Raw genomic sequence first — 20172 nt, forward strand, 5'->3', positions numbered from 1 at the left:
TTGGTAGTGTTATATTTCCAAGATGTTAACGGTTAACCGTAACAAAAGGTAATTATAGGTTTGTTTTTTTAATCTTAACATATAGAATTACCCCTAATAATTTATCACCACAGCTATGGGGAGTTTTACTATGAGTTCATTAGTCAGTCAAATATCCTCAATTTATTTCAATTATCTTCCTCAAGTTCAAGCTGTAGCAATATATCTCCCCAATAAATAGTCTTTTAAAAAGATAACTCAAGAAATCAGGATTACTTTGAGTGCATTATCTTAATTTTACCCATTAAATTTTCTATTTGTTGATGGAGGACTTATGTCCTTTTTTATTATTTCTCAGATATTGGTAGGTTTAGCTGCTTTATTCGATATCGCATCATTTCAATTTACAAATCGTAAGACACTTTTATTAGCTCTAAGTATTTCAGCGTTATTAATTGCTGCCCATTTTGCCTTACTAGAAGAGTGGACCGCTGCATGCTTACTTGTGATTGGTGCATCTCGTTATTTTGCAGGGATCTTTATATCGGATCCAAGAATGAAATGGTTGTTTTATTTTGTGACAGTATTAGGCACTATTTTAACGTTCAATGGCATCACTAGTGTACTAAGTTGTATTGCTTCGTTATTCCATACTAAAGCCTCATTCATGCATAACGATAAACTTATGCGCTGGCTAATGGTTTTTGGGGCAGTAGTTTGGGGAGCTCATGACATCATTGTTGGCTCGCCAGTAGCAGTGTTAATAGACATTTTATTTATAATAAGTAGTGCTATTGGTTATTATCGTATTTATATAAAGAGCACAGTGGTGATAAGCCAATAAACAAGTAGATTTAGAAATATAATAGATAAGGATATGTATCGCGCAGCCGACACCTATTCAAGTGTTGGACAAGCCCGAGCGGCTTCGTTCAACAAACGGTTTAAGAGTGATCCCCAACGCTTGGCATTTTTCATACCACCGTTGGGTTTCGTGTTTACGGTGGTATGGTTAAGGTTTGGTGGTAGTGTTGCTTACACTTTAATGCGGCGTTTTATAATTGCATCCTTGTACTTCACTTTATTTAGCTTGAAAACCACCATCTACTGATAAAACATGTCCAGTGATGAAAGATGATTCATCAGATAATAGCCATGTAATGGCTTTAGCCTGTTGAGCTAAGTATCGCTTGTGATCATCAGTGGGTAACATGTGTTCATTATTCATCTTCAATACTTCATTCGGCGTTGTCACTTTGCCGAGTATTGGCGCAATGCGCTAAAATGTTAGCGTTGTACATCAGCGAATGAAGAAGCGGTTACTTGGTGCTTGTCAGCAGTTGCATCAGCACACTATATATAACAAATATCGCAATGATTGCCAAAATATGTCGATATTGGCGATCCTGGAAAAGGATAAAAGAGTGGATTTAACGAAGAATATTAAATAATAAGCTGTAATTTTAATAATAAAATAATTTGTGGTTGGTGAGATATATTTTTAAATACTTTATTTAAGCTCTCAATATTAGGTCGCCAAATTTCCTTGGTATTATGTGGAAGTTTAATGTAAATAACATGATTAATCTTTAATATTAATGCGATATTAGTTTAGGTTTTACGTTGTTAGTATTTTGTTTATTTTTTCATGTTGTATTCTTTTTTGGATATTCAATCAATTATTATAGGGAATGTGACTACATGAGAATTATTAATAAAATATTAATTAAAGTGTCATTTGTAATTTCAGTTTTATTATTTTTGTCAGGGTGTGAGACAACAAATGCTATACCTTATAAGGCATCATCATCAAATATAGCTACGATGCAAACAGCATTAGCTGACAAAGGTAATTTATCTGTTGGTAATGTGAATATTGCCAAAGATATTTCTTTAATGTGTCGTTTAAATGGCGATATTATTGTTTATCCAGGGAAAAGCATTCCTGAATACGTAAAAGATGCGTTTTTAGAAGAATTGATTGTAGCTCAAAAATACGATGCTACATCAAGAAAAGTATCAGTAAACTTAGAGAGTGTTTCTTTTAGTTCAATAACGCCTGCTAATTGGGAAATATCGGCTAAAGTCAGCTCTGATAATGGTGTTAATTACCCGATAAGCGTTAAACATGAATTTGATACTAGTTGGTCTGCTGCTGGTGCTTGTGAAAATGTTGCGAATGCATTTGGACCAACGACTCAAGAGTTGATAAAGGAAATCGTATCCAATCCAAAATTTGCTTTATTATCTAATTAGTTAATAAATACATTGTATTAATGTTAAATATCAAAACTTCATCATAAAGACGGTGAAGTTTTTGATGATTATATAAATTGAAAAAAATAATCAAAAAATAAAGGACAGCCATAACTTTACACATTAATCACAGAGCATTATGTTTAGGCTTCATTATTGAGCATGTTGTTGTTAAATGTATTTTATATTAAGCCTGTTTGGTGTTGATTGCGGTTGTATTAGTTAATCGATAATTACGCCAGAGGGGAGGCTGCTAGATATGCTTTTGGATAGAGTGAGTTTACATAGCTATAATACAGTTAATCGCTTTGTTATTACATGTCGCTTATATTTAAATGAGGCCTATCAATGAAAAAGTACCTGCTAATTATATTCGTTTGTGTGTCATTGCCAGCACTTGCAGCAAAGAAAGCATTAGATTGTGATAATCCGCGTAATACACTGGACATTAATGATTGTGCAGCATTGACATTAACCTCTGCACAAGAAGAGTTATCCAAATATCTGACCGCCAGCGTTGAACATAATAAAGATGATCCTGCGTTGGTGAAAGCGATAGAGCAAGCACAAAAAGATTGGCAAGTGTATATGAAAGCGCAGTGTAATGCGGTTTATACTCAATGGCGTGATGGAACTATTCGTAATGTAATGGCATTGGACTGTAAAACACAACTCACCAAAGAAAGAACCCATGATGTGTGGATGCACTTTTTAACCTATATGGATAGCACACCACCAGTTTTACCAGAACCTTCAAAGTATTTTAAGATGTGATAGCGCCTCAGATACATTAACTAATTGAATCTGCTAAAAAATACCGACCTGATATAGGGCGGTATTTTTATTTGTATCCTAATTAGAGACTGTTTTTTATAACTAGATGAATATACCGCAATAGCCATAAGGATTGTGGGTTTTGGTGATCGTTAAATATAGTAATCGCGGTTATTTAACCAATAAATTAAAGAATAAGCGGTAATTATTACAGTAAAACAGCTTATTGTTAGTCGTTTTATTACTCAACAGTATTAATGTTTGTTGTTTTGGTAGTATATCAAGTTGTTGTTGGTATTTATTAATATACCTATTATTGCGAGTTCGTTATTGTTTGTAATGAGTTAATAGTTGATTGACTTTAGTGTTGTGGCTGCCTATACCTAATAAATAGCAATAGACAAGGGATGGTATACGTGGCGACACTAAAATCAGTCATAAAAAGTGTTATTCCTGCGTGGATCGTAACCTATAAAACCACTCATAAAGGTATTTTATTAACGTTTGACGATGGTCCAGATGTTAATCTTACCCCTCAAATATTAGATTTACTTGCAGAATATGATATCAAAGCGGTTTTTTTATATTAGGCAAACAAGCGCAAAGATATCCAAATATTGTTCAACGTATAGTTGCTGATGGCCATTATCTAGGTAATCATTCTTTTGCGCATAAAACGGCTGATGAAATAGGCTTTAAGGCTTATGCAAAGGATATAAAACACTGTCAGACAATTCTAAAGCCCTTTATTGCTGCAACCCCGACACTATTTCGCCCGCCACAGGGCAAATTATCACTATCTGCTTGGTCAGCCATTCAATGTAATCATATGCAGGCTATTCTATGGTCAATTGAATCTGGTGAATGGGGACAATATTCGCATCAATCCGTTGATCAAATGCTGGCGCGTTTAGCCCGTGATATTCAACCTCATGATATTGTTCTTATGCATGATAATAGTAGTAAGGTGCAGTTATTACTTGAAAAATTATTACCTATATTAGTTGAAAAAGAATATACATTTGTTGATCCTAAACTGGCATTTCCTGATGTCTATAAACATTAGGTGATTGTTATGTATCAATTAGAAGTGCTTTCTTATCAAGATTTACAGCAAGCGATTTGTTTACCAGATGAAGTGCAACAGGCTTTTATTTCAGGGCAAAGCATCATTGAACAGTGCGTGAAGTATTCTGTTTTACAGTGGGAAGAGCATTGTACTGAATGTGCCATGCCTGAATGTTATAAAACCTGTGAGCTTTACCAACCTCGGCGAGATGGTCATTGCCGGCGGTTTATTAATGGCATTGTTCCCTTGCATATTTCACAGCGTTCATTACCCGTTGTACAAGTGGATTTTAAGCAGTGGGGCGCATTAATGTCGACTTCTTATATCGGTGTTATAGCACCAGAGCAAGCGAAGAATATTGATAACAAAGCCGCAATAGTCGAGTCAGTAGCTCAACGTGGGCAATGGTTAGATGGATTATCAATTGCAGGGCGGCGGGGCATTGTGGCGCGAATGGCTACTCGTTATAAAAATTATCTTAGTCAAACAATCAATCCCAGTCCATTATTTGATGCGTTTATGATTGAGGTATATTGCTCACAAGCAATCGATTTGAGTATCGTAATTCGAGCAACCACGGGTAAATTGAATCAAACCCCATTTCAATATCGATTACAACAACCAGCGGGGTATCACCAAATACAGATCCCCTTTATTGATATCGCTCCTCATATTGATTTTCAAACAATGCACTTTATTAATCTTATTCCTAACCGTGATGAAAACGATCAAGCGACAGCACTGACGATGGTATTTGGATTTATTGGGTTTATTCAGCAGTTACCTCAGCTTGATGACCATAATCACTTACCAACAACAACTACAAATAACAGCGTTAAAGTCTTGGTATGGGATTTAGATAATACATTGTGGAATGGCATATTAGTTGAAGATGGAGAAGCCGGTGTGCAATTACGTTCCGGCGTGGTTGAGATTATAAAAACCTTAGATGATCGTGGTATTGTAAATTCGATTGCGAGTAAGAATGATCATCATCGAACGTGGGCACACCTTAACGCTTTAGGCATTGCAGAGTATTTTATTTTCCCTGAAATTAACTGGCAGCCAAAAAGCCAATCAATTCAACGAATAGCTGAAAACTTTAATGTTGCCATCGACACTATAGCCTTTATTGATGATTCGGCTTTTGAGAGAAACGAAGTTAACACAATCCATCCTCAAGTGCGTATATTTAAAGACAATGACTACCTTAAATTAACCCATTTAGTTGCATTTAATCCTCAAACATCAGCAGAATCTGCATTAAGACGTTCTTTCTATGTCGCCCAACAACAACGAACAACACATAGCCGTGGTTTTGATGGTCAATATATTGATTTTATTAAAGCATCTCGTATTGAATTGTCGGTTGGTGTGGCGCAACTTTCAAATATTGATCGTGTACATGAATTAGTACAACGCACAAATCAAATGAATTTTTCAGCAACACGCTATGATCGCAACAGGTTAACTGAATTGATTAACGATCCTTTGGTTGCGACATTGTTTTTAACGGCAAAAGATAAATTTGGTGATTATGGTACGGTCGGTGTCTGTATTATAGATATTCAGCAACAGCGCGTAATTGATTTGATGTTCAGTTGTCGCATTCAATCAAAACGGGTTGAGCATGCATTTTTGGAGTGGCTGTTAGATTGCGCTTACTTGTCAGGATGGAAGTGTTTACAAGTAGAATATAAACCGACTGCTAAAAATAGCCAATCAGCCGCTGTCTTTTGTGATTTAGAATTTAAACAAATCAGTCACAATCAAGAGGTGACAATTTATAGTAAATCAACAACAGCCAAGCATAACAGTGAAGGTTTAATCGCCATTGATGCGCCTAATATTCTCTTTGCTAAGAGCTAATATTTTAGTTTTATGTTATTGAAAAATTAGTGGTATCGCTTTTTTTTACTTTTAATTATTATGATAGCAAAGGTAATAATTGAGACTAGGGAATGGCAACATTATTTTTTAAATGTTTATTAGGTGCAGCAGCAGTATTATTAATTGCATTGCTATCGAAAAGTAAGAGCTTTTATATTGCAGGGTTAGTGCCTTTGTTTCCAACATTTGCATTAATTGCTCATTATATTGTTGGTTTAGAGCGTAGTATGGAAGATCTTCGTATGACGGCCTTGTTTGGATTGTGTTCGTTAGTGCCGTATGCAGGGTATTTAGTCGCGGTGTATATATTAAGTTATTACCATAATTTAACGGCAACGCTATCGTTAGCAACCGTGGTATGGCTTGGTTGTGCAGGATTATTGTTAGTAGGCTGGACGCGTTGGAGCCCATTATTGGTTGCTAATTCGCTGTAATAATGACGATCGCCATCTTAATGTGTTGCACTAAGATGGCGATGCTATATTAATTACACCGATTTAGGCTTGCGTGTGCCGCGAGGAATACCAGTATCACGATCGGTGATTGGCTTACGGTTTCTCGGCTTCTTTGGCTTTGGTTTTTCAGCGCTTGGTGAATTGCTACGTGGCTTATCATTACGACGTGGCTTACCATCAGTATTATTATTGCCTTCAGGTTTTTGATATTTAGGCTTGAAGTTTAAAATAGAAATTGGCACTTCTTTAGTTGGTACAAAGCCTTCAATTTCTTTACGAACGATTAAGTGACCTAATAGGCGCTCAATCATGCATAAGTTTTTAAAGTTATCGCGTGATACAAATGAAATCGCTTCACCTTTAGAGCCAGCACGACCTGTACGACCGATACGGTGAACATACTCTTCAGGTGGGAAAGGCAAATCATAGTTAACAACGCGGGTTAACTCATCAATATCTAAACCACGCGCAGCAACACCAGTCGCGATTAAGTATTTAACTTTACCTGCTTTAAAATCTTCTAATACTTGCGCACGAGAGCCTTGGCTACGGCCACTGTGAATAGCTTCTGCAGCAATACCACGTTTTTCAAGCTGGCTTACTAACTTAGCTGCACCGTGTTTGGTTTCAATGAAGATTAACGCTTGATCCCATTGTTGCTCATTAATTAAATGGCTCAATAGAGAAGACTTCATGTCTTTATCAACCGTGATCAAGCACTGATCAATTTTAGGCTGTGACGCTTCATCTTTAGCAACACTGATCTCTACTGGGTTGCGTACCGCAGTTTTTGCCAGTAAACGTACTTGTGCAGATAACGTTGCAGAGAACAACATGTTTTGGCGATCAAGCGGTAAACGCTCAATAATCTTATTAATATCTTCAATAAAGCCCATATCTAACATACGGTCAGCTTCATCTAGTACTAAGATTTCAATCGCATCAAAGTGGATAGCACGTTTAGTGTACATATCCAATAAACGGCCAGGGGTTGCTACTAAAATATCAACACCTTCAATAAGGCGACGTTTTTGTGGTTCATAATCAACACCACCATACATTGCCATTGAGGTTAAATTAGTATGTTTACTGTATTGAACAATATTTGCTTCAACCTGAACTGCAAGCTCACGTGTTGGCGCTAGAATCAATGCACGTACACGCTTAGCACGTACTTGCTGACCATCATCAAGCATTTGTAGAATGGGAAGTACAAAACTTGCCGTTTTACCAGTACCTGTTTGCGCAGCAGCAAGCAGGTTTTTGCCGGTTAGTGCCACCGGAATGGCTTTTTCTTGAATCGGCGTAGGAGTGGTGTAACCCATATCGGTTACTGCTTTAACGATAGCGTCGCTTAATCCAAGCTTAGAGAAAGGCATGTAGAATCTCAGATAAATAAATCAAATAACGGCTTTCCCTAGTGTTAGGGTAATAGCCGACGAACAATAACGCGGATTATAGCACGGGCGACATTAGGTCATTATATTATTTCGTATTAAGCCACGACGAACGTTTTTACAGAGTTTGCCAAACTGTCGAATTTCATCAAATTGCGGAATAACGCCACGTTCAATCGCATGCTCCCAATAACTGACTTCGGTATCGACTAATTCTAATAATTTTTTAGGACAGCCAATGCATTTGTTGTCAGGACCACAAACAAAGGTCTCAGGATCATAAAGTGGAAACGCTTGCTTAACATCACTTAGAAGCAAACGCATCGCTGTTTGACGATCAGGTTTCTTATTCATGGTATCAACAGTCTTTGTGCAAAAGTAGTATTCTAATAAAGCATGATAAAAATAACCACGTTTATCTTTTTGCACCAATAACATTCTATTTATGCCATTGAATTAGAAAATTTTTCTTTTTAATCTACTCATTGATAGTAAGCGTGTTGATATTTCTTCAACCGATAATGATGAAGTGTTTAAATAGGGAATAGCTTCGCGGCGAAACATAGCTTCGACTTGCTGTAATTCATTCAGGCATTGTTCTGAACTGGCATAATCACTATCAGCAAAACGCTCATTTCTGATCGCCACTAATCGTTCAATATCTATTGTAAGACCAAAGGTTTTAAACCGATAAGGTTCAATGGCTTTAGGCAGCTTTAAGGCTGACATATCATCGGCAATAAAAGGGTAATTGACAGCCCGTAATCCAAATTGCATTGCAAGGTATAAGCTGATATTCGTGCTTGTTATCGAGAGCTTGGTGAAGGTGATGAGATGTTGTCTGTTGCTGTGCGTTCATCAGCAACAGCCGAAGATCTTCCTGATGCTTCATTTGCAGGACAACAAGAAACATTCCTTAATGTTCGTGGTATTGATGCAGTTATTGAAGCGACTAAACATGTGTTTGCTTCATTGTTTAATGATCGCGCAATCTCATACCGAGTTCATCAAGGATTTGACCATGAAGGTGTAGCATTATCTGCCGGCATTCAGCGGATGGTTCGCTCTGATAAAGCATCATCTGGGGTTATGTTTACTCTTGATACTGAATCTGGTTTTGATCAAGTCGTTTTCATTACATCGTCATGGGGATTGGGCGAAATGGTGGTGCAGGGGGCTGTAAACCCTGATGAGTTTTATGTTCATAAACCAACTTTAAACGCGGGTCATCCATCAGTTGTTCGCCGTACTATTGGCTCAAAGTTAATAAAAATGGTGTATGCCGACGGTAAAGATCTTGGTACTCAAGTTGAAATTACCGATACCACTGCTGCAGAACAAAGTCAGTTCTCATTAGCTGATACTGAGATCATGGAGCTGGCTAAGCAGGCACTGATTATTGAACAGCACTATGGTCGTCCGATGGATATTGAATGGGCTAAAGATGGTAATACTGGCGAGTTATTGATTGTTCAAGCGCGTCCTGAAACTGTACGCTCACGTGATGGAACGTTTTCATCTTAACGATCAAGGTAAAATCTTGGTTGAAGGGCGTGCTATTGGACAACGTATTGGCAGTGGTCCGGTGCGGATTGTGTCTGATTTATCGCAGATGGATCAAGTTCAGCAAGGTGATGTGCTGGTGGCTGATATGACCGATCCTGATTGGGAGCCGGTGATGAAAAAAGCCGCAGCAATCGTGACTAATCGTGGTGGGCGTACTTGTCATGCTGCAATTATTGCTCGTGAATTAGGTATTCCTGCAGTGGTCGGTTGTGGTGATGTAATGTCATTACTTCAAGATGGACAAAACGTAACTGTATCTTGTGCTCAAGGTGAAACGGGTTATGTGTATGATGGCATTCTTGAATTTGAAGTACGTCGCTCTGAAGTTGAGCAATTGCCAACATTACCGCTAAAAGTGATGATGAATGTCGGTAATCCTGATCGTGCGTTTGATTTTGCTTGTATTCCTAACGAAGGCGTTGGTCTGGCACGATTAGAATTTATCATTAATAAGATGATAGGTATTCACCCGAAAGCATTGTTAAATTACGACCAGCAATGTGCTGAAATAAAAGCTGAAATTGATCAACGAATTATAGGTTATGCAAATCCGGTTGAATTTTATATTGAAAAATTAACTGAAAATATTTCAACGTTAGCGGCCGCGTTTTGGCCTCAACGAGTGATAGTACGGATGTCGGATTTTAAATCAAACGAATACCGTAACTTTGTTGGTGGTATTAACTATGAACCAACAGAAGAAAACCCGATGTTAGGTTTCCGTGGAGCATCACGTTATATAGCACCGCATTTTCAAGATTGTTTTGCTCTTGAATGTGAAGCGATAAAACGGGTTCGTAACAAGATGGGACTTAAAAACGTAGAAATTATGATCCCGTTTGTGCGTACAGTTAGTGAAGCTGCATCTGTGATTGATTTATTAGCTAAATTTGAACTGCGTCGCGGTGATAATGGCTTCAAAGTTATGATGATGTGTGAGTTACCTTCAAATGCTATTTTAGCTGAAGAATTCCTTAAATATTTTGATGGTTTTTCAATTGGTTCTAACGATATGACCCAGCTAACATTGGGCTTAGATCGTGATACTGGTGATATTGCACATCTATTTGACGAACGTAATGAAGCCGTCAAAGCAATGTTATCGTTAGCGATTAAAGCCGCTAACAAAGCTGGTAAATACGTTGGTATTTGTGGTCAAGGACCTTCTGATCATGAAGATTTTGCGCGTTGGCTAATGGATCAAGGTATTGATTCAGTATCATTAAATCCTGATACCGTATTAGAAACATGGACATTTTTAGGTAAGCCCCATTAAATGATTGCCTAACATAATCAGCTAAAGAAATATTAAGCCTGACTTTATGTCGGGCTTTTTGGAGGTTCTTTGCTACGCTTAATAAATACTGTTATGGAATTAATGGTATTACGTTTTCGTATTAGCAAGGAAGCCAACATGAATAAATATAGAATAACCATATTCAGTATTATATTTTTATTTTTTAGTGGGTTAAGTTCGGTGTGTGCGAATGAACGTCAGCATGAGTGGGTGATAGGAGGGAGCGAGTTACAGCAAAAAATCAATGAAAATCAGCCGATCATAATTTTTGATGCTCGCAGTCAAGAACAATACAAGCAAGGGCATATCAACACGGCAATTAGTTTTCCAACCGCATTAACCTATGTTGCAATTAACAATGCTTATTATGTGAAAAGTATAAAAAAAATAGCACCACTATTGCAACAAAAAGGGGTGACAACGTCACAACAAATCATTATTTATGATCAAGGTGATCTTAAAAATGCAGCACGTTTATTTTGGGTATTAGAACTATATGGTATTAAAAATATTGCTATTCTTAACGGCGGCATTAATGCTTGGTCTGAGCAATATCTATTAACGAAGATAGCGACAATCCCGCAGCCATCTCAGTATTTCCCTATTTTAAATTCTTCCGTTTATGCCAGCACAACCGTTGCTAAAGTGGCAGCCTATAGCGACTTATATCAATTGTACGACAGCCGTACTTTAGCTGAATTTATAGGAGAGCGTTCAGCGACAGATAAATTCGGTCATATTCCAACGGCAAAGAGTATTCAAAATAGCGTATTTTTTAATACGACAGCAACAGGAGTGAGCTTATTAAAGTCTCCTAAGCAGTTGAATCCTATCTTTGCATCGTTAGATAAAAGTCGTAAAAGTGTCACTTATTGTAATAAAGGAAAAGCCTCGACGCTGACGTATTTTTTAATGAAGCAAGCTGGATTTAAAGTGTCTCACTACGATGGCTCATGGTTAGAGTGGTCGGAGAAAGGATTACCCGTAGAGAAGTAGATCGAAAGGGGTATTTTATGAAAAAGCCGCCTGAGTATTACACTATTGAGCAGCCATTAAACATTCAAAAAGGTTTGTTTAATAAAATCGCATTAATGATGGGCGGAGTCTTAATTTGTGTCATGTTAACAGCATTAACCCTCAGCTATTACAGTAATACTCAACGATTAGTTAAAAATGTTAACGTAATGATGAATGCATTAGCCCCTGTTTTTATTGATACAATAGTATTTCAAGATACCGAGTCATCACTAGAATTTAATCGTTTAATTAGTCAATATAAAGAAATACGCTCTCTATCAGTTTATGACTTTGATAATAAACTGCTTCATTATTATCACTCCGATAATGTTCAAGATGCAACATTACGACCATTTTTGTATATTCCTGGCCTATCTTGGTATAAGCGGGACTATTTACTTAGTTATCCGGCTTATTTTAATGGCGATCCTATTTTCAAATATGTTATTTATTATAGTTCTAGCCACATTTTAAAAACCATCATAATGCAAGTACTGATTTATATTTTACCTTTTTTGTTTTTTATTGTGTTTATTCTTTTTTATATGTATCGCAAAGTAACGCAGCCGCTTAATTATCTTATTCGTGAATTAATTAGTATGGGATCTGGAAGATTGGATATTTCAGGGCTGAAGAAAGATAATAGTGAAGTATCATTATTAGCAACTGAACTCACTAAAGTCGATAAATATATTTATAGTAACGAAACCAAGCTGCAAGGGCTAAATAATCAGTTACAGTTACAAACGAAAAAATTAAACGAAGCATTACGCATAAAAGGTAATTTTATGGCCAATATGAGCCATGAAATACGTACTCCTATGAATGGAGTGTTAGGTTTTGTTCAATGCTTAGAAGATAGAGAATTAGATGAACAATCAAAACAGCAGATTAAATACATAAAGCAATCCGCTAATGCATTGCTGATTATTATCGATGAAATATTAGATTATTCAAAATTAGAAGCGGGTAATGTGGAATTACGTTTTAATCATTTTCATCTAAAAACTTTTATTCAAGGTTGTATTGTTCCTTTTGAACATAAATCACGAGAAAAAAGCATTCAGTTAAAGACGCATATTGATGCCAATATAGCCCCTTACTTTGATGCCGATGAGGGACGAATACGACAAATATTAACCAATTTATTAGGTAATGCCGTTAAGTTTACCTCAGAAGGCTGTATTGAATTACGAATTGAATTATTAGGTGATATTGAAAGTACAACCACTACAGCGCATGAACAATTAGGGTTACATCAACAGTTACGTTTTAGTGTTAAAGACTCAGGTATTGGTATTGCGCCTGAAAGTATTGAGACTATTTTTGATTCTTATACACAAGCGGATGGTTCGATTTCTCGTCAATTTGGTGGAACTGGGCTGGGTTTGTCTATCTCGAATAGTTTGTGTCAGCTAATGTTAACAACTTTGAATGTTGATAGTGAGCTTGGCAAAGGCACTACGTTTTGGTTTAACGTTAACCTAAAATGTTGTGATCATCCACATGTCGAGACTTGTAGTGAAAGTAATCATCATGATTTAAGCGATTATTCAAATAAACGAATCTTAGTTGTTGAAGATAGTAAGGTAAATCAACAATTAATAAAGGCGTTTTTAGATTCATTTGGGTTACTGAATATTAATATGGTAAGTGATGGTGCATTGGCGATTGAGTATATTCATCATCATAGTGTGGATGTGGTATTGATGGATTGCCAAATGCCAAATATGGGCGGAATTGAGGCAACACAGCGGATCCGTCGAATGGATATTGTACAGCCTTATATTATTGCGTTAACTGCCAATGTACTTGAACAAGAAAAGCAACATTGCCTTGCTGCTGGCATGGATGATTACATATCAAAACCCATAGATAAGATTACGCTATCACGAACATTAGAACAGGCTTTTTTACAGCTTGAGTCATTACCCTTATTACAAAAAACCAGCAATAAGTGATCCACTTACTGCTGGCTTATTTGATAACTAATAGTAACTGATTATATGTTTGTTAAGGAATTATAGTTTGTCCCAAGCATCAGCCCAATGTTGAGAGGTTGCAGGTGCATAAGAAGCACTCGCACACCAACCAGTGTAAGGCCAAGGCTTACATTGGTAGATATTGCCATCAGCTGCTAAAACTTGGTCACCTGCAAGATAGGCTTTACCTGATTCATACGCTGGAACATCTGTTACTGGTGGTTCAACGGTGTCTTTTTCTTTTAAAGTGAAATGTAAACGTTGCTCTATGTTGTCTGTATTTGATTGTGCGATCATACGTAATGAATGTGTACCGGCAGTTACATTCTCAAGCACCATATGAATAGTTTTGCTACTATCGATATTTGCAGTATATTGACCACCAGAAATAGGGTAGCCCATTGCATCAATAACATCTATCTGCACTGAGCTTGCTTTATTAGCGCTGTAATTTAATGTTAATTTTGCTGTGCCGTTAGTTATAGTGTAATTGTTATTAACACCCGTTAAGGTTGCGGTAAAATCAACATCTGGCTGCTCAGTACCGCCGTTGCAGTCAGTATCACCAACTTCACGCCATACACCCCATTCACCGGTTGTTCCCGGCTCATCACCTTGTGTCCACCAACCTGCTTGCCAGTCTTTATCGTTGTGACTGACTACATCACCTTCAACATAAGTAGCATCTGTTTGCCATGCTGGCGTACATACGGTAGAACCATCGTTAACAACTACAACACGCTTAACAGTAACAGTTTGGTTTGCACTGTCAGTAATGCTGTAAACAAGTTCATATTGACCAGCAACAGCGGTATTTACTGTACCAGAGAGTGTAATATTAGCTGTTAAATCACCGTCTTCAGCATCTGTTGCAGAAACATCCGCTAATGGATCAAAACTTTCACCGACTTTAATAACTGTATTTTCAACACCAGTAAAAGTTGGTAGGGCACTAAATACAGTCACTTTACGCGGTGATACGGTTTCATTGTGATCAGAATCTGTTACCGAATAAGTCACAACATAGTCGCCAACACGCTGAGTATCAACGCTGCCTGTAACTGAAATTGAATGCGTTAGATTACCATCTTCTTTATCGGTAGCTGTAACGCCTGCCATTGAGTCAAAGTGAGTTTTGTGCTGCACTCGAGCATCAGTAATACCAGCGAACGTTGGTTTGCCAGGTTGTACTACTGGTGGTGTTTGGCTATGTACAAACGGGCCATAAGTATTAATAAAGCTACTGTTATAAGCTTGGCCTGCTGAGTTAGTACCGATATCCCAGTTAATTGACCATGTCATTACACCACGTAGTGGCTGTGATTGTTTTTCAAGACGTGCAAAAGCATTAAAGAGATCTTGAGGGTCTTTAATAAAACCTGTTGCTGCAGCATCGATATTAGTTGGAATACCAAACACTAATTTATCGTGTGGAATCGTCGTAAAGCCACGTGTACCGTTAATTAATGAATCTGCAATGTAATAAATGAACTCTTCTTTTAGTTCATCGTTATTTTGTGCAATCCAGCCTGGGCCTTCAACATATACACCGTCGCCACCTTGGTTATAAAACTGTGGATTGATCCAGTCGTAGTAACCGTCTAGACCTGTGATATAAGGAATATATTTACCTGCTGCTGTTAAATATGGGAACTCAGGTGCCATGGTAATGAGGAAGTTTTTACCTTGTTCACGGTAGTGATCTTTTACAATGCGTAGTGCCGCAGGAATAACAGTTTGGTTATCTTTAGCATCAATAGCAGCTTGTTCAAGGTCGATATCTAAACCGTCAAAACCATAAAGATCAGTTAGACGAATAACTTCAGCAGCAAAAGCTTCTTCATCACCTTGTTGCAATTCAACGTGTGCGTCTGCACCACCAAGCGCCAGTATTACTGCACGGCCTTGATCGTTCAGCAGTTTAATTTGGTCAATAAATTGTGATTCTGTTAATCCTGTTTCAGGGTCTAGATGGAATGTAGGAATACGGCCTTCGGCAACGTCATATACCTTCATAAAAGAAACAGCGACAACATTATACATCGGGTTAGTTGCTTTTAAGCTCATTGCTGGCGCATTACCAGCTTTATAACCACGACCATCTGCCCAGTTATGCCAATAACCGACTACAACGCCGCCTTCAGGATTAACCATTTTTTCACCGGCATTAACGGTAAAACTTATTGAGGTTAACGCTAGAGCAATAGCGTTTAATGTTAGAAAAGTTATTTTTTTATTCATTTTTTTTCCCCTACAAATAGGATAATAGATGTAATTGTCAAGCAAATAAATGCTAGCACAATTGTGGCAAGTTGGAGGTGCGATATTTGTAACAAAAAACTTTAAAAACAAGTGGTTAAATCGTCAATTAATTGTCGGGTTAATGTTGTTTTTAGACTGAAATTTGTCGTTGTTCAAGCGTAATTGAACGGTGAGTTATTTTAGGTGAGATTTTGAGCAGAAATAATATATAAACTAAGCGCAGATATAAAAAACCACACACTGAAAGGGGAGATAAAGACGAGATTAGTTATGACTAAATTATGAATATATTTTAATAAATAGGTGTTTTTTATTATGGTTTTAGTATTGAATTAGATTTACTTATTAGATTAATTGTTATTATCAATTGTTGCTGAGGCTATTTTCTAGGTAAAATAGCCTCAGCAACAGAATATACGTAGGGATTATGATCCTGAGCGTTAATCTGATAAGTTACTGCAAAGTAACCTAAATACTAGATTAAGTAAGAGAGAAAATGGCAGTTTTAGAAATTTTAACCGAACCAAATCCAAAGCTACGCGTTCAAGCTGAAGAAGTAACAGACGTAAAAGCTGAACATATCCAAACGCTTATCGACGACATGCTACAAACCATGTACGAAACGGGTAATGGTATTGGTTTAGCTGCTACTCAGGTAGGCCGCAAAGAATCTATTATTGTTATCGACTTATCTGAAGAGCGTGATGAACCCCAGGTATTCGTTAACCCTAAGATTGTTCGTGGTGAAACCCCAGTGGTTGGTCAAGAAGGCTGTCTATCAGTACCTGATTACTATGCAGATGTAGAGCGTTTTGAAAAAATTGAATTAACTGCGCTTGATCGTGATGGTAATGACATTCACCTTGAGCGTGATGATTTTCTTGCTATCGCACTCCAGCATGAAATTGACCACCTAAAAGGTATCCTTTTCATTGATTATCTATCACCTCTTAAGCGCCAAATGGCAATGAAGAAAGTGAAGAAATTCTTGAAGACGCAAGCTAAGTAATCGCGATATTTAAATTAGAAACCGATAAGACTGATTATAAGACGGTCTTATCGGTTTTTTATTGCAATGAATTCAGATGATTAATCAATTAATGTATTAAGCCATTTTTTGCTTTTAAAACGGTAAATACAGGCTCCCCATTTAAACAATGTTTCAGCAAAAAATAGCATGTAAATCCATTGTGGTGGAAGATGGAAAACAAAGACGCCAATAATAGCTAATGGTATTCCAAAGGCCCATTGTGTTAATAGATCTTGATATAGGCAAAATTTCACATCACCACCAGCTCTAAGTACACCAACGACAAGTGTTGTTGGTAAAGACCGTAATACAATGCCTATTGATAATATTTCAATAAAGGTTATTGCGAGATCACGAGTCTCGAGGGTTAAGGCCGAAAAGAGCATGACAAGGTGATATCGAGATAAAAATAAAATAATAGCGACTAAACTGGTTATAAAAATAGCAATAATAGTCAATAGCATTGCTTGATAATAAGCTGTTTGATACCTTTTAGCCCCTAATTCATTTCCAATAATAACGGCTGATGCATTAGCAATACCTACTAAAAAACTTAATGATATAGATTCAATTGGCGTGAGTACAGATAGTGCAACTAATCCCTCAACACTGGTTGCTCCCATTAGTGCATGATAGGAAAAAATACTGATAGACCATAATAGAAAGTTACATGTAGTTGGTAATGATAATGAAGAAAATAGTTTTAATTTTGAAAATGAAAATAAAATATTAAAATCTTTGATATTTAATTTTAATAAATGCTGGGTAATGAATAAATAACACCAAAGTAATAATACTTCTATAATACCACTGATTAATGTCGCAATGGCAGCACCTTTAATGCCTAAAGCGGGAGCACCTAAGTGACCGAAAATCAGTACCCAATTTAGAAATATATTACAAACAATACCGCAAGCACTGAAAAATGTGGATATTTTAGGTTGAGCAATAGAACGGAAACTTGCTGTAAAACTAACGATAATTGCACTTGAAAACAAACTGATGCCGACAATGGTCAGATATTCACTTCCACGTTCGATAATGGCATCAGAGCTTGTTGCTATTCCCATAATAAGATGAGGATAAAAGAAAAAAACAAAGCAAAACAAAGCGGCAAAGCTAACAGTAGCAAAAAGACTCAAAGCCGTACTTTGTTTAATTCCATTTTCATTTCTTACACCCCAATACTGTGCTGATAATATTCCTCCACCTGTAGCAATACCAGATAATAAAATGGTTGTGACAAATAACGCCTTAGCTGCAATTCCCATTGCTGAAATATCTACTTCAGACAATTGGCTTAGCATTAAAATATCAATTAAACCTTTACTTGAAAAAAGCATACTTTGCAAAATAATGGGCAGAGCAATAAAGGTAAGTCGCTTTAAAAATTCACGATCAAAAAGTTGAAAAAGAGGGTGCAAGGTCAGTGTTGAGTTAGTCATAATATTCAATGCCTGATAAAAAAGTAAGTTTATTTAACACGCATTACATGGTGGATTTCGTTATTGATGTATATGGTTTTTGTTTCTGACGTCTTCATTTTATCAATCAATTTGAGCATGTCTGAAGTATAAAGATTCAATACCATCCATTCGAAAGGATAATTGAAATTATCTTCACATATAACAATAGAACCATCATTTTTGTTTTTTTTAAGAATGTTAATAATCCAAATACGTTGTTTAAATTCAATAGTGGCAATGATTTTTTGTTGAATTTTAGAGATATAGCTATATATACTTTTCATGATTATCCTTATGTATATTGAACTAAGGTAACCATAACATTGATATGGGTAATATTTGATGCTCTAATTATTACAAAATGTAACGATTGATTATTATATTTTGAAGTGTAAAGAAGAATAAATGATGAACAGTAATATAAAAGAGTTAAATTGAAATAATTAACTGTTATTAAGCGATATAGATAGATAATAATATATAGAACCAGTGGTGGCAATATAACGCTTTGTTTTTTTCGAAGTTTCAAATTGTGAATTAGATCATGAATATTCTCGCTATAGATTAGTATTCATCGGTATATTTAAGTTGATGAATACTAATCCATACAAGTAAGGTTATTGCTGTAGAGAGCAATAACCACTATTAGACAACAAATCATTATCAGTGTTACGTTGTAACGTTATGCTTTCACCGAGAATAAAAGGTTGGTTATATTTTCCATGACCAAAGAAAGGGAAGTAATAAACCGGCTTATCGTATTGCGCTGCAAATTGTTGTAAAACCGCTTTATACATTATTCGCTCTTCATCAGTAGGATCAATTGAATAATATTGACCAAAAATAATCGCCTTAACATTACATTCTTTTAGAAATAGTAATTGTTGTAAATAACGATCTAACTGACGAAAAGTAACCCCAATATCTTCCAGGATTAAGATCTTATCTTCAAAGTCGGGTTGGTAGTGAGTGCCAAATGTTGCACCAACTAGGGTGTGATTGCCACCGATTAATGTACCGCTGACAGACGCTGTTTGCTGTGCTAATGCATTAAGTGGTAATACATTATTATACATAACCCCTTCAGCTATCAGTGCCGCAATATCGGGTAACGGTTGTTGATTGGCTGAATTCATTTCTAAATGGTTATTAGCGTTAACACCATGAATTGATCGCCACCCTAGGTCATTATTTAAAAAACCATGAATCGCGGTAACATCACTGAATCCAACAATAACTTTTTCAGGTATTGTTAATAGTTGTTGCTTATATCGATGTAAATAAGGCAACAAGTTTAATGCGCCACCTCCACCACGATAGAACCATAATACCTCAACTGTAGGATCAAGCAGTGCTTTAATCAGGTTATTGGCGCGCGCTTGATCAGTATCAACATAGCCAAAATCAGATACGTTTTGTTGTAAGTATTGGCAACTTATCTGATAACCATGTTGCGCCAAAATAGCAGTAACCTGAGATACTTGTGTAGGATCAAATTGCGTTGAGCAAGAAATTAAAGTAATATTTTTATAATGACTAGGCTCTTTATTTGCAAAATATAGCACTTTTTTTTTCATTTTCTTTCTCAAAAATAAAGAATATGATAATTTTACGGATATTAAGCCTACTTGTAAAATAAGTTTATTTTTAAAATTATGAAAATATAAATATTCTGTCAAAGTATCTTGTCGTTTGATTGAGAATCATTTTTAAAAGAGACTTTTTCTCCTAT

15 protein-coding genes and 3 pseudogenes are annotated in these 20172 nt (G+C 36.5%); 11 read left to right on the plus strand and 7 right to left on the minus strand.

Annotation, left to right across the window (positions count from 1 at the left end):
• The first annotated feature begins 313 nt into the window (after positions 1-313).
• On the plus strand, positions 314-823 hold the full coding sequence (locus BTN98_RS04605; RefSeq protein WP_061000455.1) for a YgjV family protein: 510 nt from the start codon (positions 314-316) through the stop codon (positions 821-823).
• A 237-nt stretch (positions 824-1060) separates the two neighbouring features.
• Here BTN98_RS04605 and BTN98_RS20465 read toward each other — a convergent pair whose 3' ends face one another.
• On the minus strand, positions 1061-1207 hold the full coding sequence (locus BTN98_RS20465; protein ID WP_197432890.1) for an SDR family oxidoreductase: 147 nt from the start codon (positions 1205-1207) through the stop codon (positions 1061-1063).
• A 473-nt stretch (positions 1208-1680) separates the two neighbouring features.
• Between BTN98_RS20465 and BTN98_RS04620 the strand changes: the two genes are divergently transcribed.
• The 6 genes and pseudogenes from BTN98_RS04620 to BTN98_RS04640 all read left to right on the plus strand — a co-directional run bounded on the left by BTN98_RS04620 (position 1681) and on the right by BTN98_RS04640 (position 6402).
• Positions 1681-2235: a hypothetical protein gene (locus BTN98_RS04620; protein WP_061000457.1), complete on the plus strand. Its 555-nt coding sequence runs from the start codon at positions 1681-1683 to the stop codon at positions 2233-2235.
• A 348-nt stretch (positions 2236-2583) separates the two neighbouring features.
• Entirely contained in the window at positions 2584-3009 is a 426-nt protein-coding gene (locus BTN98_RS04625; RefSeq protein ID WP_061000460.1) for a lysozyme inhibitor LprI family protein, read from the plus strand.
• A 407-nt stretch (positions 3010-3416) separates the two neighbouring features.
• Positions 3417-3769 (plus strand): annotated as a pseudogene (locus BTN98_RS20580) (polysaccharide deacetylase family protein); the annotation flags it as partial.
• A 69-nt stretch (positions 3770-3838) separates the two neighbouring features.
• Positions 3839-4075, plus strand: coding sequence for a polysaccharide deacetylase family protein (locus BTN98_RS20585; RefSeq protein ID WP_240616117.1), 237 nt, complete (start codon positions 3839-3841; stop codon positions 4073-4075).
• A 9-nt stretch (positions 4076-4084) separates the two neighbouring features.
• The gene (locus BTN98_RS04635; RefSeq protein WP_061000464.1) at positions 4085-5947 is read left to right on the plus strand and encodes an HAD-IIIC family phosphatase; all 1863 of its coding nucleotides are present in this window, start codon (positions 4085-4087) and stop codon (positions 5945-5947) included.
• A gap of 92 nt (positions 5948-6039) precedes the next feature.
• A complete protein-coding gene (locus BTN98_RS04640) occupies positions 6040-6402 on the plus strand; it encodes a GlpM family protein (protein WP_061000466.1) in 363 nt (120 codons plus the stop codon).
• A gap of 53 nt (positions 6403-6455) precedes the next feature.
• Here BTN98_RS04640 and BTN98_RS04645 read toward each other — a convergent pair whose 3' ends face one another.
• The 3 genes and pseudogenes from BTN98_RS04645 to BTN98_RS04655 all read right to left on the minus strand — a co-directional run.
• Positions 6456-7802 (minus strand): DEAD/DEAH box helicase, encoded by a 1347-nt coding sequence (locus BTN98_RS04645; RefSeq protein WP_061000468.1) that lies wholly within the window; start codon positions 7800-7802, stop codon positions 6456-6458.
• A 93-nt stretch (positions 7803-7895) separates the two neighbouring features.
• Entirely contained in the window at positions 7896-8174 is a 279-nt protein-coding gene (locus BTN98_RS04650; RefSeq protein ID WP_061000495.1) for a hypothetical protein, read from the minus strand.
• Positions 8175-8276: 102 nt separating this feature from the next.
• Positions 8277-8621, minus strand: a pseudogene (locus BTN98_RS04655) (kinase/pyrophosphorylase); the annotation flags it as partial.
• On the opposite strand from BTN98_RS04655, the pseudogene ppsA reads away from it, so the two are divergent.
• The 3 genes and pseudogenes from ppsA to BTN98_RS04670 form a co-directional block, all read left to right on the plus strand.
• A pseudogene (ppsA, locus tag BTN98_RS04660) lies at positions 8613-10662 on the plus strand (phosphoenolpyruvate synthase); the annotation flags it as partial. The pseudogenes BTN98_RS04655 and ppsA sit on opposite strands and share 9 nt — an antisense overlap.
• A 138-nt stretch (positions 10663-10800) precedes the next feature.
• Positions 10801-11679, plus strand: a complete 879-nt coding sequence (locus tag BTN98_RS04665) for a sulfurtransferase (protein ID WP_061000497.1) — start codon at positions 10801-10803, stop codon at positions 11677-11679.
• Positions 11680-11696: 17 nt separating this feature from the next.
• Positions 11697-13661 (plus strand): response regulator, encoded by a 1965-nt coding sequence (locus tag BTN98_RS04670; RefSeq protein WP_061000469.1) that lies wholly within the window; start codon positions 11697-11699, stop codon positions 13659-13661.
• Between the two features lie 60 nt (positions 13662-13721).
• Here BTN98_RS04670 and BTN98_RS04675 read toward each other — a convergent pair whose 3' ends face one another.
• Positions 13722-15923 (minus strand): immunoglobulin-like domain-containing protein, encoded by a 2202-nt coding sequence (locus BTN98_RS04675; protein WP_061000470.1) that lies wholly within the window; start codon positions 15921-15923, stop codon positions 13722-13724.
• Positions 15924-16440: 517 nt separating this feature from the next.
• On the opposite strand from BTN98_RS04675, the gene def reads away from it, so the two are divergent.
• Positions 16441-16953 (plus strand): peptide deformylase, encoded by a 513-nt coding sequence (gene def, locus BTN98_RS04680; RefSeq protein ID WP_061000472.1) that lies wholly within the window; start codon positions 16441-16443, stop codon positions 16951-16953.
• An 80-nt stretch (positions 16954-17033) separates the two neighbouring features.
• On the opposite strand, the gene BTN98_RS04685 is transcribed toward def, so the two are convergent.
• Both BTN98_RS04685 and BTN98_RS04695 read right to left on the minus strand, forming a co-directional pair.
• Positions 17034-18419, minus strand: a complete 1386-nt coding sequence (locus BTN98_RS04685; RefSeq protein WP_061000474.1) for an MATE family efflux transporter — start codon at positions 18417-18419, stop codon at positions 17034-17036.
• A 638-nt stretch (positions 18420-19057) separates the two neighbouring features.
• The gene (locus BTN98_RS04695; protein WP_082732220.1) at positions 19058-20017 is read right to left on the minus strand and encodes an LD-carboxypeptidase; all 960 of its coding nucleotides are present in this window, start codon (positions 20015-20017) and stop codon (positions 19058-19060) included.
• Positions 20018-20172 lie beyond the last annotated feature (155 nt).

This window comes from Photobacterium aquimaris (genome assembly GCF_002954455.1).
Classification (GTDB): Bacteria; Pseudomonadota; Gammaproteobacteria; order Enterobacterales; family Vibrionaceae; genus Photobacterium; species Photobacterium aquimaris.